Below are 15486 nucleotides of genomic sequence, written 5' to 3'. Positions count from 1 at the left end.
AAACTCCACTCCCTAGGACCGAAGAATGTCCGAAGAACGTCCGAAGAAACACCGAAGAAACTATGGAGCAGAAAAGGGCCTGACAAGACGCGAACCGGAAGAACAGATTGTGACGTTTTTTTCGGAAGGGGAATACCCCATGTAAACAATTATGATTTTCGAATAGCCTTTCTTTCATTGAAAGGAGCGAGAGAAGTCATCAGCCGACAAGTCGGCTTAGGAGTGAAAGTCAATACTTTCATAACGGAATTATGCACAAGCGCATCGGCTTTAACTCCTAATGAAGCGAAGTGATAACTCCTGTAACTCCCGTAAATGAGAAAAACGTGTATTTTTACAAGCCCAATCGCCTTTTTTATCAACTATCTCTAAAGAATCCTTCCAAAACATTTCTTTTTATCAATTAAAAAAGTACTTTTGGGCATTTAAATCAGAACTTATTATGAAACAGCTCAATTATCTTGTCCTCTTATTGTTGGCGACAATCGCAGCCCTCACATCGTGCAGCGATGACAAGGAGTCCCAATCCGCCAGTATCACCGACCCAAGCTGGACCGAAGGTGAAGTAATGGAAATCAGTACCGAAAAAGACGTAACCGTCCGCTTTACCGCTTACGACAAGTGGGTGGCAAACGTCATAAACGGTGCGGACTGGTGCAAGCTGTCACAATCTTCGGGCAACAAAGGAACGCACAGCTTCATCGTATCTGTGAACAGCGAGACCACCACAGACCGCACGGCAACCATCACCATCAATACCGACGGCCATTCGAGCAGTTTCAAGGTGACGCAGAAAGCAAACGGCACCGCCGGAGATACCCAAGATGCGGCGGTGAACCGGAAAGTGGATGAATACCTGAGCAAAATGTATTTGTGGAACGACGAGTACAAGACGTTGAAAAAAGACTTCAACCAAGGATATGAGGACTTTTTCTACGGAAACCTACTGAAAATGAACGCCAACGACTTAGACAAGAGACCTGCCGGAAATGGCCAATACTCCCTCTTCTCCTACATACAAAAGGTGCCCGACATCAGCAAGACCCGCGCCATAGAAAAAGAGCTGGCATACTATTTCGGCATCACCGGCATCACACCCGTATCCATCGGTTCACAAACCGACTATACCATCTACTTCTGCATCCAGGGCATATACCCCGAATCACCGGCTTCGGAAGCAGGCCTCAAGCGGGGAGCCATGATAAGCCTGATAAACGGAGAAAAAATCACCGAAAGCAACATTAACGAATACTATCGCAACCTATTGTTGCCCGATGCCGCCATCCAATACACGCTGACGGAAGATATCATAGAAGGAAACCGGATTACCGGCCAAGAAGAGTATCCGCTGACCGCCAAAGCCATGTATGCCAACCCCGTCATCTACAACAAAGTAGATGAAGAATATGAGGGCCACCGCATCGGCTATTTAGTCTATTCGGGCTTTGAAGCCGGTTTCGATGAAGAGCTGTTCAACGTCTTCAAGGAATTTAAAGAGAAAAACATCACCGACCTGATTCTGGACCTGCGCTACAACGGCGGCGGACACGTGATCAGCGCCAACCTGATAGCCTCGTGCGTGGCAGGAAGCAGTTGCAGCAACAAGGTGTTCGCCCAATACAGGTACAACGAGGAGCGAATGAAGAGATTCAGCTCCAAACCGGAAGAAAAGTTCTCTTACAACAAGTACGCCAACTTGGGCACATCGCTTGCCGCAGGCGACCTCAGCCTGAAACGCCTCTACTGTCTGGTGGGCAACAGCACGGCCTCCGCCAGCGAACTTGTCATCAACTCCCTGCGGGGAATCGACATCGAGGTGACGCTCATCGGCGAAAAGACCACCGGCAAGAACGTGGGAATGGAAGCCACAGACATAAAAATCAATGATGACACGTACCACGTAGCCCCCATCACTTTCCAAAGCTACAACGCCAAAGGATTCGGAGCGTATGAAAACGGCTTCGACCCCGACGTGCCGATAGATGAGCTTAACCCCTACAACGAAAAGAACGTGTTCTACATCCATAAGGAGTATGGCAGCGATAAAGAGCCGCTGTATGCCAAAGCCATCGAACTGATTACCGGCACCAACCCGATGCCGCCCAAGACCCGCCACGTAGCGAACGCATTGAGCGGCAAGGCACGCAAGATGCCCGCCCTCTACCGTCCCGGACATAGCGGCATGCTGAAACCCGTTCAAACCGCAGAATAATGGCGCGACACAACGTACTCGGGAAAGCTGGAGAAGAAGCCGCCGTCAAGTATCTGGTCGAGCATGGCTACACCATACTCAACCGGAACTGGCGGAAGAATCATCTGGAACTGGATATCGTCGCTTCCAAAGGAGAGGAAGTGGCATTTGTAGAAGTGAAGACACGCAGTAACACGGACTACATCGAACCGCAGGAGGCCGTGAACTGGCAGAAGATACGCCGCATCGTCATAGCCGCCGATGCCTACATCAAGCACTTCCAGATAAATGCCTCCGTCCGTTTCGACATATTGACTGTTGTCGGAAAGCCGGGGGCATTCCAAATAGAGCACATCGAAAATGCTTTCTATCCGCCCATGTTCTGAACAGATTCGACTCCCGCATGGTTTCGATATGCTATCAGTAAACAAGTTAACAAAGCACCAAAGAAAACAAACCATTATGAACATAGAAACCGTACGCGAATACTGCCTCGGCAAGAAAGCCGCCACCGAAGACATGCCTTTCGGCGAGGATTTCCTCGTCATCCGGGTGATGGGAAAAATGTTCTTATGCTTCAGCCTCAACACCCCCGACAGAATCTCGATGAAATGCGACCCGGAATATGCCATCGAACTGCGCGAGCACTACAACGCCGTGGAGGGAGCCTGGCATTTCAACAAGAAGTATTGGAACCAGGTGTTTCTGGACCGCGATGCCGACGACAAGCTGATAAAGCACCTGATAGACCACTCGTATGAAGAAGTGCTGAAAAAGTTCACCAAAAAGATGCGTGCCGAATATGAAGCCCTGCCCTGATACATTTCCGTTTCCGCTGGTAGCCCTGGACGAAACCGACTCCACCAACCGCTACCTCAGCCAACTCTGCAACGACCTGCAAGAGACCGTTGCCGAACTGACCACCGTCACCGCCGAATTTCAGACAGCGGGCAAAGGACAGCGCGGCAATACGTGGGAGGCCGAAGCGGGCAAGAACCTGCTCTTCAGCTTCGTGCTCTACCCCGTTTTTCTGAAGGCACGTCAGCAGTTCATCCTGTCACAAATCGTGTCGCTTGCCATCAAGGAGGAACTGAGCCGGTGGTCGGACGACATCACCATCAAATGGCCGAACGACATCTACTGGAAAGAACGGAAAATCTGCGGCATACTGATAGAGAACGACCTCGCGGGACAAAACATCAGACGCTGCATCTCAGGCATCGGCATCAACATCAACCAAGAGATCTTCCGCAGCGATGCCCCCAACCCTGTCTCCCTAAAACAGGTCACAGGAGAAGCCCACAACCGCAATGAAATCCTTGCACACATACTGAAGCGCATAGAGGCCTACTATCAAAAGATTCAATCCGAAGAGGCGGCCTCCTTTATGAACGAAATCAATATCCGCTACGCCCGCTCCCTCTTCCGCCGCCGCGGTTTCCACCCCTATCAAGATGCCAACGGACGCTTCCTCGCCCGCTTGCTGCGCGTGGAGCCGGACGGACGCTTCGTGCTGGAGGACGAGAACGGAAAGGAACGGGAATATTTGTTCAAGGGGGTGCAGTATATGCTATAGTAACTATTCTGTTTTTCTTGATTGAAATTCGATAGCCTTGCAAGTGAGCAGCTGTACTCTGGTGCATCCGCTCACTTACAAGGACTTGGAGACATGGAAAGCAGCAACAAGGCAAGCGGCAGGTAATCTTTCAGTTCCTTTTCAAGCAACTTGACAGCCTGCTGCACCCGATAATACACCAGCTTATCGGAAATACCCAGCCGTGCCGCCACCTCCTTGCATTCCAACCCCTGCAACCGATACAGCATGAAGGCCTCACGATAAGCCTCCGGCAGAGAAGCCAAGGCTGCCTCTATGCGCAGTTGCAATTCCTCAAGACTAAAAGGTTCTTCGTCATAAAGGAGGTCATTCATATCCTGACAGAAATGTTCATCGGCACGATGCATGGCATCCTCCTTGGCAAGCTTGTTCAACACACGATGATACACCATACGGAAAAGATAGGCATTGAGCGATGAATGCCGGATTGCAGGTCAATATGCAATCGGCGCAACCGGGCGGTGCCGCCAAGTTCCGCATCCGTGGTGAAGCCTCTACGGGAGCCGGCAACGAGCCGCTGATTGTTATCGATGGTTTTCCCGTGAACAACACCGGAAGCCTCAGTTCGGGCACCGTCTATAGTGCCGGAGACACCGACAATCTGCTGGAATCACTCAATCCCGATGACATCGAGTCCATCTCCGTTCTGAAGGATGCTGCTTCCACAGCCATCTACGGTGCACGCGCCGGCCACGGTGTCATCCTTATCACCACTAAACGCGGCAAGGAAGGACGCGCCAAAGTCACCTACTCCGGTTCCGGTTCATTCCAAAACATCCGCTCCAATTATGACGTGCTCTCTACGCGCGAATATATGGAAGTGGAAAACATGCAACTCAAGGAGCGCTGGATGAAGGAAAATGGACAGGGCATCTATGCCGGTTACATCACCACGAACCCCAACCCCACTCCTTTCACCCCGAAGTTCGACCTGAACCAACCCACGCAAGGCACCGATTGGCTGGACGAGGTGACCCGTACCGGCTACATGCACCAGCACAACCTCTCCATCAATGGAGGAGGCGAGCGCACAAAATACATGGCTTCCTTCAACTACATGAAACAGGAAGGCGTGGTGAAGAACAACGGTACCAGCCGCTTCTCTGCGCGCATCAACCTTGACCAGGTCGTCAACAAATACCTGAGTGTAGGTTTGACCGCCAGCTACTCACAAAACCGTTATGATAATGTACCATTAGGCGACGGTGACAACGAAAACGCCGGTATTCTGGTATCTGCCATCCGCTTCAACCCCACCATCCCGGTGCGCGATGAGAACGGAGAATATGCCATGGACCCCTCCCGTTCCAACTTCCCCAATCCGGTATCTCTGCTCGACATCACCGATGAGACAGTGAAAGACCGCCTCATGGGTAGTGCATTCGTCGTGCTGAAACCCATCAAAGGACTGGAGCTGAAAGGTACCCTCGGCGCAGACCGCCGCATGCAGAAGCGTCACAATTACATTCCGAAGACTACCTTACACGGTGCTGAGAAGAAAGGTAAAGCGAACGTGTACTACTCAGATGCCACCGACTACCTGATGGACCTGACCGCTACCTACAACACCATCATCAAGGAAAAACATCACCTGAAAGCCTTGGTGGGTTACTCTTACCAGCAATTCAACAACGAAAGTGTGAACGCCGGCAACGAAGACTTCCTGATGGACAGCTTCCTCTACCACAACCTGGCAGCAGGTGACTATGCAAAACCTTTCGTCGGCTCCGGAGCCAGCAAGAACAGCCTCGGTTCCTATTTCGCCCGCGTCAACTACCAGTACGAGAACAAGTACCTGCTGGAAGCCACACTGCGTGCCGATGGTGCCGGCAATTTCGACAAAGACCATCGATGGGGTTACTTCCCCTCCGTATCGGCAGGATGGGTCATCAGTGAAGAGAAGTTCATGGAAAACACACAAAACTGGCTCTCTAACTTAAAACTTCGAGCCAGTTTCGGACAAACCGGTAACTCCAACATCGGAAACCGCATCTATACATTCTACAGCAAGAGCGCCGCTTCCAACCACCAATATGTATTCGGCAGCACACTGATGGGCGGTGTCTATGCTTCCGAACTGGGTAACCCAAACCTGACTTGGGAAACCACTACTGAGTTCAACGTCGGTTTAGACATGGGCTTCCTGAACAGCCGCATCCGTCTGACAGCCGAATACTTCAACCGCCGCATCACGGACATCCTGGGCAGCAAATCACTGCCGTTCTATAATGAAATCAGCAGCATTGCCGACAATGCGGGTTCTACGCAAAGCAACGGTTTTGAACTTACCTTGAATACCGCCAACATCCAAACACGTGATTTCGACTGGAATACAACGCTGACCCTGGCACACTACAACGACCGCTGGCGCACACGTCCTGACACTTGGAAACCTGCCGTTTATGAGAAGAAAGATGACAACCTGAGAGCGATGTGGGGTTACCATGCGCTGGGTATCCTGCAACCGGGCGAGGCTGCTCCAAAACACCAAGCCGACCTGTTGCCGGGACAGATGGTGCTGGAAGACCGCAACAACGACGGTGTGCTGAACGATGAGGACAAGATTTCCTTCGGCAACAACGCTCCCAAAATCATCTACGGTTTCAACAACGCCCTGCGCTACAAACGTTTCGACCTCAACATCTACTTCTATGGAGAGGCAGGTCGCAAAGTAACTTCCAGCTATTGGGAAGACTGGATTGACACCAACCAGAACTCCCAGAATCTCTCGCGCTATGTATTCGACTCCTTCAGCAGCGAGAACCCAAACACCAAGAATCCCAGCATTCTGGCAAGCAGCCGCGGAAACGGCGACTACTACCTGAAGTCACTCTATTTCATCCGCTGCGGAAACATCACTTTGGGTTACAACGTTCCGGTGAAGAAGAGCTGGGGTATCTCCAACCTACGCGTGTATGCCGATGTGAACAACCCGTTCGTCATCACCAACTGGAGCGGTCTTGACCCTGAAACAGATACGGGTACTTACTCTTATCCGAACGTGACTTCTTATAGCCTTGGTCTGAACATCACATTCTAAGGACCACCAAGAAGAGCGAATATGCAAAACAAAGAAAAATTTTAAAAGACTAATTAATTATGAACAAGATAACAAAACTGTTGATGGGTTCCATCCTTCTGGCGGCTGCGAGTTGTGCGCTGGAGAGCGAAGTGTATGACAAAATCAGCCCGGACAATTTTCCTTCTACTGAAAGCGATGTCAAATCATTGCTGGTAGGTAGCGTGTATGCGGCCTTCTCAGCCGACGGCTACAGCAATCTTTATAGTGCAGCCAATGGCGTACAAACCATCTCCGACTGCCTTGCCGATGTGATGACCTGTAGTTGGGGTAACGACTGGAATCTGATAGCCTTCAACAACCATACGGCAGAAACGGGTCTGATAAACAACAATCTCAATCAGTTCCGCTGGTACAGCTATCTGGGCGGCATGATTCTGACTGCCGACCGTATCGCCAACTCCCATGCCAGTGACAAAGTGAAAGAATTGTGCATCGGTGAAGCAAAGTGCGGCATGGGCTTTATGGCCTTCCTGCTCTACGACCTCTATGGTCCCATCGTCCTTCCTTCACTGGAAGATTTAAAGAACCCGACCAAAGACATCATCCTGCCTCGCGCCACAGAAGAGGAAATGCGTGCATTCATTGTAAACAACCTGACCGAAGCGGCACAAGTATTGCCATACAGATATGAAAGCGGCGACTACGGACGTTTCACCAAAGGACTTGCCAATACCCTACTGCTGAAATACTACATGCGCGTGAAAGACTTTGAAAACGCCGAAAAGATAGGTAAGGAACTGGTAGAGAACAAGAATTACGGCTACGAAATCGAGGATGACTATTATAAGTTGTTCTCTCTGGAAGGCAAAGAAAACGCAGAAATCGTTTACGCGATTCCTTGTTCCAAGAGCGGACAGAACTCTCTTTATCAGGTACACACTTATCCCGGTGATTTTCCTCACAAGGTGTACTTTCCCAATGCGCCCGAATCGGTGACTCTGTGGGGAGGATACCGCATGGCATGGTCCTATTATCACACCTTCGAAGAGGGTGACTATCGTCTGACACGTATCTATGGCGAATACACAGATACGAGTGGCAAGGAACATAGCGAAGTGCTGGACAAGACCGACGGTTCCCTGCGAGTAGGTGCCATTCCGGGTAAATACAGCATTGACGGCATGATTGGCGACAAGAGCATGTGCGATGTAGTGGTATTCCGTTTCGCTGATGTAAAAACGCTCTATGCAGAGGCAGTGGTACGCAACAGCAACAACGTGAATGCCATGGCCAAAGAGTATTTGAACGAAATCCGCACCAAACACGGTAAACTGCCAGCCTTTACAGACGATGAGATAGGTACACCTGAAAAGTATCTTGACAAATTGCTTGAAGAGCGCGGACATGAATTCTACATGGAAGGTGTACGTCGTCAGGACCTTATCCGTCACGGTCGTTTCGTGGAAATGGCCATTAAGAAAAACGAATATGCAGGTCATTCCACCGAGAACGTAAAACGAATGGAAGGAGGCAAGTATGTTTACGAACTTCTGCCTATCCCCGTCAGCATCATCCGCGACGGACAGGGCAAAATAGAACAGAACCCCGGTTTCTAAATGAATAAACAGAAATACTGAACTGATAATAGAAACATTTGTATTTTTCTTAGAGAAGTCCGGTGTGCGTGATGCATACCGGGCTTTTAGCTTATTCTCTTTGCTATGACAAGAGTCTGGCATATCATTGTCCGACTCTTATTATCAAGGCTTTCCCATTTAAGGGAGTTAGAGGAATTAAAAGGTAACTCCTGTAAATAAAAAAGCCGTGTTTTTATGATAAAAAATCAATAAATAAAAAAACGATATGAACCGAAAATGGATATACAGCAGCGTGATGACCGCTGCATTCGGATTGCTGGCAGGTAGTTGCGGCAACCGGTTACGAACAGTGGAGTTTGAAGGCATCTGCGCAGACGATGCGAACGGCACATACGGACTCTATAACCCGGGAAGAGGATTCCGATTGGAAACGGCACTGGACGTGGCTATGGATAAGGACAGACCGGAAAAACAACTGAAAGAGCTCTCCGTGAAATATGCCGCCGACAGCGTGTCACTCTCGCAGAGCTACTTCTATCTGACCTTCCTCGCCGACAAAAAACTGACAGAAGCAGACTTCGCCACCATGCAGGCATACTTCGACGAACTGCAACGGCAAGGCAAGAAGGCGGTGCTCCGCTTCGCTTACGAGAAAGACTTCATGGGGCGGTCTCCCATAGGTCCCACAGCCGAACAAATCTTACGGCATCTAGACCAATTGAAACCCATCCTCCACGCCAACAAAGATCTGATTTTGGTGGTACAGGCAGGTCTGATAGGAGCCTGGGGCGAATGGCACAGTTCCATACACGGACTGGAAAATTCAACCGAAGCCAAACGCGCCATCCTGGAGAAACTGCTCAGCATAGTGCCCGAAGAGAAGAACATACAGGTACGTGTACCCGAATATAAGAACATTTTAAAAGACAAGCCTGAGTTGTATCGCCGAATCTCGTTCCACGATGATTTCATTGTCATCCGCCCCGACCGTTGGGACGGAGATATGCACGAAGGAACGGCGAACTTCAACCAAATCGTGAAAGAGTCACCCTATTTGGTAGTGGACGGCGAACTGCCTTGGGGATTCTGGAGTGTAGGTGCCGACCCGGACAGTCCTTCTGCAGGATGGATTATCGACGGCATGCAAGCCGCACGACGCCTCTTCCTGCAACACTTCACCTCGCTCAGCGTCATCCACAACTACAAAGAGCAGCATTCCAATAACCGATTTGATGAAAGCAATCCTCCCCGCTACTCCATGATAGTATGGAAGGAGACTATGATTAACGAAGATTCGCTGAAGAGATACAAGATGCCCGTCTCTTCCGGCTATTTCCATCTGAAAAACGGGAAGCAAACCGAACGCAGTGTATTCGACTATATACGTGACCACTTGGGCTATCGTTTGGAACTACAATCCCTGCAAATACCCGCCACATTAAAATCTGGCGAGGAGAATCTCCTGAAACTGACCCTGATTAACCGTGGATTTGCCACCGTATTCGGTGAACACAGCATACACCCCGTACTCATAGACACAACCGGACACGTGACAGAGCTGGCTGCCGCTCCCGTAAATCCTATGGACTGGCAACCATCTGATCCTGCCGATCCCGAATGCACGCCATTGCTCCATACCATAGAATTGCCATGCAAACTGCCCCAAAACATCATTCCCGGTAATTACCGGTTAGGATTGTGGATAGCCGATGCCTCGGAACGCCTGAAGTATGATTCCCGCTACGCCATCCGCTGTGCCAACGGAAACATCACATGGACCATAGCCGACAAAGGCCGATATGGTATCAATGTGTTGACAGAAATAGAAGTGGAATAATAAAGAATCGCCTCTATTTCAGCTCCTGCTCCAGCTTCCTTATCTTTTCCAGCGTATTACCCGCTTCCATGGAGGGGAAGGAGCGGAGCACCCTTTGCAGGTATGCCTTCGCCTTGCCGTAACCATTGTCCAACACATCGGACAATCCGTTACGATAGCGGGCATACTGCATCCGCGTGGGAGAGGCTATCTTTCTATAGTCATCTTCAAGTCTCTTCTTCTCCTTCTCGGCCTGAAGATAGTAATAATTTCCCAGAAAGATATTGGCTTGCAGGTTGTCGGCATCCAGCATCAAAACCTTTTCGTAGGTTTTCAGGGCATCCTTTTCCTTGCCCCGCATCATCTCCATCTCGGCACAAGAGACGAGTGCGGACACGTTCTTGGGATGACGTTGCAGAAACTCCTTGTAGAAGAGGTAGGCTTTATCATAATTGCGCTTCTCCTTGTAGTGCACCGCCAATACGTTCGCCAGACGGGAAACCACCTCACCACCCTTATCCACGCGCGTCCAATAGAACATCTCCGTCTTGGCTTCACCGGCATCCGCCGACTGGCGGAACAGGCTCACGGCATAGTCGTCCCTGCCTTCGGAAAGGGCAACGGACACTTTCTGCAACAACTCGTCTGCCGACTGCGCAAAGAGCGACAGCGGCCATATCAACAACAAAAAGAGAAGCAAATTGAAAGGTTTCATTCTTAGAAAGTATATCATAGTTTAACAGCCAAAATCTTCTGCACGGAAATGCACGCACAAAATTAAGTACTTTCCCTACAAACATCAACAAAATATAGTTAATCTTTCCCCACGGTTTCTCCTTTTTCTGTGTAACTTTGCCCGCCATACCCAAACAACATTCTTCATGAAGCCCAAAGACAAACAAATTTTACAGATAGCCCTTCCCTCCATCGTTTCGAACATCACCGTGCCGCTGCTCGGCCTGATCGACGTAGCCATCGTCGGACATCTGGGCGCGCCCGCCTACATCGGCGCCATCGCTGTAGGCGGCATGCTGTTCAACATCATCTACTGGGTTTTCGGCTTCCTGCGGATGGGCACCAGCGGGATGACCTCACAAGCCTTCGGCAAGAGGGACTTGCCGGAGGCGATGCGCCTGCTGATGCGCTCTGTAGGCATCGGACTGGCGGTGGCCAGCTGCCTTGTCCTGCTGCAAACGCCCATCCGGCAAGGAGCTTTCCTGCTGATCCGGCCCACCGACGAGGTGAGGGAACTGGCGACGCGTTACTTCCATATCTGCATCTGGGGCGCGCCTGCCATGCTGGGGCTGTACGGGCTGACGGGCTGGTTCATCGGCATGCAGAATTCGCGCATCCCCATGTGCATCGCCATTACGCAGAATGTGGTCAACATCCTTGCCAGCCTCTGCTTAGTCTATCTGTGCGGCATGAAGGTGGAGGGAGTGGCCATAGGCACACTGATTGCCCAATATGCGGGCTTCCTGATGGCACTGACGCTATGGAGGCTCCACTATGGCAAACTGATGAGAATCCGGCAAGCCCGGGAGGGTATCTGGGAAAGAGGGGCGATGCTCCGCTTCTTCCGGGTGAACAGGGATATCTTCTTGCGCACGCTTTGCCTGGTGGCGGTCACGCTCTTTTTCACCTCGGCGGGAGCGGCGCAAGGCGAAATCATTTTGGCAGTGAACACGCTGCTGATGCAGCTCTTCACGCTCTTCTCGTATGTGATGGATGGCTTCGCCTATGCGGGCGAGGCACTGAGCGGCAAATATATCGGAGCACAGAACCGGGAAGCCTTCATGAAGACGGTGCGCCGCCTCTTCGGTTGGGGAGCGGTGATGGCCGTGCTGTTCACGCTGGTCTATGCCACGGGCGGCAACGCCTTCCTCGGACTGCTGACGGATGACCGGGAGGTGATAGCCGCCGCCGACATTTATTTCTATTGGGCACTGGCCGTTCCGGCGGCGGGCATGGCAGCCTTCATCTGGGACGGCGTCTTCATCGGCGCCACCGCCACACGCGGCATGCTCCTCTCCATGGCCGTGGCAGCCGCCTGCTTCTTCGTCCTCTACTACGGGTTGTCGTCCCACCTGTCGAATCATGCCTTATGGCTTGCCTTCCTCGCCTATCTGCTGGTGCGGGGAGCGGTGCAGACGGGGCTGTTCCGGGGGATTGTCAGGAAAATGTTTCTTAAATAACGTGAGTTCGATATAAGCGATAGCACCCCGCCCGTTGGGCAGTAGATGTGTCAAAGCATGCATTCTTCTTTTTTTTAGGCAAGGATTAATCAAGAAAAAAACCGTGTAAATCCGTGTAATGCCTAAAATCTATCATTATGTCGGTTCCTTTTCGTTCTGACACACCTCCAATTACCATGCGGCATGATAGCTTCCTTATATCGAACTCACGTTAAATAGTTGTGTCTCATTTTTTTTGCTTATTTCGCAAAAAACAATACATTTGCAACTATGAAGGCATTTCGCTCCATATTACCGCTTCTTTGCACCCTGCTGGGCCTCTTCTGCGCCTGCGGGCACAAGCCTTATCCGCATCCCCTCATCGTGGCGGACAGCCTGACGAATGCCTGCCCGGACAGTGCCATCGCCCTGCTTGGCACATTGAAAGAACGTATGACGAACGAGGATGAAGCCACCCAAATGTACTACCGCCTGCTCTGCATCAAAGCGAACGACAAAGCCTACATCCCCCACACATCGGACAGCCTGATACTGCCCGTGCTGCATTATTACATAGATAAAGATGACAAACGCCACCTGCCGGAAGCCTACTACTATGCCGGGCGGGTGTATCGCGACTTGAAAGATGCCCCACAGGCATTGGATTATTTCCAGAAAGCCATCGCGGCATCTCCTTCCAACGGGCAATACGAACTGAAAAGCAAAATCTACAGCCAGACGGGAACACTCTTCGCCTACCAAGGCATGTATGCCGAAGCTATAAAGATGTATCGGGAAGGAGGGAAATGCGATGAAATGCTGAAAGATAGTGTAGGGATGATATATACATTGAGGGATATTGGTAACATGTATCAGGGATTAGGACAACTGGATAGCACTTTGTTCTATCTCAAAAAGGCCAACCGCCTGAGTGTACAAATACGACACATAGGCATGTTCAACATGATGCAAAGCCAGCTTGCCTCCATCTATACAGACTTACAAATGTATGATTCCGCCCGTATTCCATTGCAAAATGCTTTAAGAAAGGCTGAACGTCCCGGGAAAAGTGCTATTTACAGCATTGCCGCCAGTTTTTACGATGCAACCGGACAAATGGATTCCGTTGTATGGTATTATAATGAGCTATTGAAGTTTGGCACTATCTATGCAAAAAAGACCGCTTACCGCAGGTTACTGGAACTTGCCATCGCTCAAAACGACACGAAGTTAGTGCCCCATTATCTTCGCGAACACCTCCGATACGTTGACTCCATTCGGAAACTTACACAGACAGAGACCATCCACCGGATGCATTCCCTCTATAACTATCAGCTGCGCGAGAAGGAGAACCTACGGTTGAAAGCAGAGAATCAGCACAAGAACTTTTGGATAGCTATCATTTCCAGCAGTCTTCTCTTTGCCATCGCATTGTTCACAGCCTACCGTCAGTACAGCAAGCGCAAGAACCTGATGCTGCAACTACAATTGGAGAAACTTCGGAAGATAGAAAAAGAGAACCGGGAGAAGATAGCATTCCTCGAAAAATACCATTCGCAGAAAGAGGAACTGAACAAAGGCATCACCCGAATAACCCTCCCCAAAAACGACGAACAAAAGCAGCGATTGGAGAAGCGAATAGAGCAGGTCAACCACATCCTGCAACAGCAAGTGATGAAAGAAGAGCAGGAGAAGCTGACGCAAGAACAGCTGTTCCACTCCGATTTGTACCGGAAGCTGCAAGAGCGCGCCAACTCCCCACGCGGCGAAGCCTACGTCAATTCGGACGAATGGGAATCACTGAAAACCCTTATCCATCCTGCTTATCCTAAATTCTTCGAAAGGCTTCGTTCGCTACACACTCCCAGCGAAAACGAACTGCATGTCTGCATGCTTCTCAAGCTCCGTTTCCGTCAGGCAGACATTGCACGCCTGCTCCAGCTCAAGCCCGAAAGCATCTCTTCCATCCGGAAGCGACTCTATCAGAAAGTGACGGGCGAGAAAGGTACACCGGAGATGTGGGATAAGATTATACACTCACTATAATCTATTTTTCAACACATTACGCAATTTTCACCCATCTATGTGCAAGCGTTGCACACAACTATTGCACATAGTTTGCACACAATTTGCACACAAAAAACGCCTTGCACATAACTATGCACATATATGAAGCCGCAAAAAACTTTTGCAGAATCTAATTTATAACCAACTTTGTTGCAAACAAAAAAACAAAATCAGATGAAAGCAAAGTATCTATTATTAATTGTAGGCATACTCTGTTGCATAGGCATGAAAGCAGCAGAAAGGGATATTCCAATATATGGTTGTTCTGATATCGAAGAAAAATGGCACGAAGACAAACGTTCCATTACTTTAATACCGACAGCCACTATTGACGAGAACACCATCCGCATCTACACCAATGTAGGCGTTTCTGAACTTCAAATGTTCATTAAGGATGAAGCAGGTAATGTGGTATATTCCAATAGCAGTATGGAGTCTTCGCAATGCCACACGTTTGAAGTGCCGGAGTTACCGAAAGGAGAGTATGTATTGGAATTTGAGATTGGAGAAGAAGCTTTTTATGGGTATTTCTCTCGTTAAAATAGTATAATACATAATTGTAAAGGCATGAAAACGGAGCCACATGCTTTTATTAATCTCCTAAGATAAAATAGACATAATCATACCGGTAAAAATTATAGTACAGACCAAACTGTCCAAAGGAGCAGATTCCCAAAAGTTTATAGAGTAGGATAATACAATCAATAGAAACAAATTATGAGAAAGTTCTTTTTATGTGCAGTTATCGCATTGTTTACTTCTGTTGCATACGCCAAAGTAATGCCACAATATGTTATAACAGATTGTGGAACAGTTCATCAAATTCCTAGTGATGCAACTCCCGACGAAGCATGTGATTGGCTTGATTATTGGTCCAGCGTTGATTGTAACTAAAAAAAACAATCAATTACAAGATTCCTGTAGTAAAATCAGGAATAGCCCCAAAGCAGGTACATATTTATATCTAACGTAAATATGTATGCTAGATATAAGGTAAAAGAAA

Annotated in this window: 12 protein-coding genes; 10 read left to right on the top strand and 2 right to left on the bottom strand. The window is 49.5% G+C overall.

Features of this window, described 5'->3' with window-relative positions:
- Positions 1-442 precede the first annotated feature (442 nt).
- The 4 genes from K2G43_RS02295 (at position 443) to K2G43_RS02280 (ending at position 3767) form a co-directional block, all read left to right on the top strand.
- Positions 443-2212 (top strand): S41 family peptidase, encoded by a 1770-nt coding sequence (locus K2G43_RS02295; RefSeq protein ID WP_300152864.1) that lies wholly within the window; start codon positions 443-445, stop codon positions 2210-2212.
- Positions 2212-2577, top strand: coding sequence for a YraN family protein (locus tag K2G43_RS02290; RefSeq protein ID WP_300152863.1), 366 nt, complete (start codon positions 2212-2214; stop codon positions 2575-2577). The genes K2G43_RS02295 and K2G43_RS02290 overlap by 1 nt, the downstream gene beginning before the upstream one ends.
- A gap of 76 nt (positions 2578-2653) precedes the next feature.
- Positions 2654-3010: an MmcQ/YjbR family DNA-binding protein gene (locus K2G43_RS02285; RefSeq protein WP_297641909.1), complete on the top strand. Its 357-nt coding sequence runs from the start codon at positions 2654-2656 to the stop codon at positions 3008-3010.
- Positions 2994-3767 (top strand): biotin--[acetyl-CoA-carboxylase] ligase, encoded by a 774-nt coding sequence (locus tag K2G43_RS02280; protein ID WP_297641910.1) that lies wholly within the window; start codon positions 2994-2996, stop codon positions 3765-3767. Before K2G43_RS02285 ends, K2G43_RS02280 begins: the two co-directional genes overlap by 17 nt.
- Positions 3768-3838: 71 nt before the next feature.
- Here K2G43_RS02280 and K2G43_RS02275 read toward each other — a convergent pair whose 3' ends face one another.
- Entirely contained in the window at positions 3839-4198 is a 360-nt protein-coding gene (locus tag K2G43_RS02275; protein ID WP_300152862.1) for a sigma-70 family RNA polymerase sigma factor, read from the bottom strand.
- Between the two features lie 23 nt (positions 4199-4221).
- Here K2G43_RS02275 and K2G43_RS02270 point away from each other — a divergent pair, with 23 nt between their 5' ends.
- The 3 genes from K2G43_RS02270 to K2G43_RS02260 all read left to right on the top strand — a co-directional run bounded on the left by K2G43_RS02270 (position 4222) and on the right by K2G43_RS02260 (position 10263).
- Positions 4222-6846: a SusC/RagA family TonB-linked outer membrane protein gene (locus K2G43_RS02270; protein WP_300152861.1), complete on the top strand. Its 2625-nt coding sequence runs from the start codon at positions 4222-4224 to the stop codon at positions 6844-6846.
- 59 nt (positions 6847-6905) lie between these two features.
- Entirely contained in the window at positions 6906-8444 is a 1539-nt protein-coding gene (locus K2G43_RS02265; RefSeq protein WP_297641918.1) for a RagB/SusD family nutrient uptake outer membrane protein, read from the top strand.
- Positions 8445-8691: 247 nt separating this feature from the next.
- The gene (locus K2G43_RS02260) at positions 8692-10263 is read left to right on the top strand and encodes a DUF4874 domain-containing protein (RefSeq protein WP_300152860.1); all 1572 of its coding nucleotides are present in this window, start codon (positions 8692-8694) and stop codon (positions 10261-10263) included.
- 13 nt (positions 10264-10276) lie between these two features.
- Here K2G43_RS02260 and K2G43_RS02255 read toward each other — a convergent pair whose 3' ends face one another.
- Positions 10277-10957 (bottom strand): hypothetical protein, encoded by a 681-nt coding sequence (locus tag K2G43_RS02255; RefSeq protein ID WP_297641921.1) that lies wholly within the window; start codon positions 10955-10957, stop codon positions 10277-10279.
- 166 nt (positions 10958-11123) lie between these two features.
- Here K2G43_RS02255 and K2G43_RS02250 point away from each other — a divergent pair, with 166 nt between their 5' ends.
- The 3 genes from K2G43_RS02250 to K2G43_RS02240 all read left to right on the top strand — a co-directional run bounded on the left by K2G43_RS02250 (position 11124) and on the right by K2G43_RS02240 (position 15023).
- On the top strand, positions 11124-12437 hold the full coding sequence (locus K2G43_RS02250; RefSeq protein WP_300152859.1) for an MATE family efflux transporter: 1314 nt from the start codon (positions 11124-11126) through the stop codon (positions 12435-12437).
- 270 nt (positions 12438-12707) lie between these two features.
- Complete coding sequence (locus K2G43_RS02245) at positions 12708-14462, top strand: tetratricopeptide repeat protein (protein WP_297641923.1); 1755 nt, start codon at positions 12708-12710, stop codon at positions 14460-14462.
- 195 nt (positions 14463-14657) lie between these two features.
- Positions 14658-15023, top strand: a complete 366-nt coding sequence (locus K2G43_RS02240; protein ID WP_297641925.1) for a DUF3244 domain-containing protein — start codon at positions 14658-14660, stop codon at positions 15021-15023.
- Positions 15024-15486: the final 463 nt, after the last annotated feature.

The sequence above is a fragment of the Bacteroides sp. genome (assembly GCF_029057325.1).
In the GTDB taxonomy this organism is placed as follows: Bacteria; Bacteroidota; Bacteroidia; order Bacteroidales; family Bacteroidaceae; genus Bacteroides.
The sequence above is the reverse complement of the archived record's forward strand: the minus strand, read 5'-3'. Positions and strand labels throughout refer to the sequence as shown.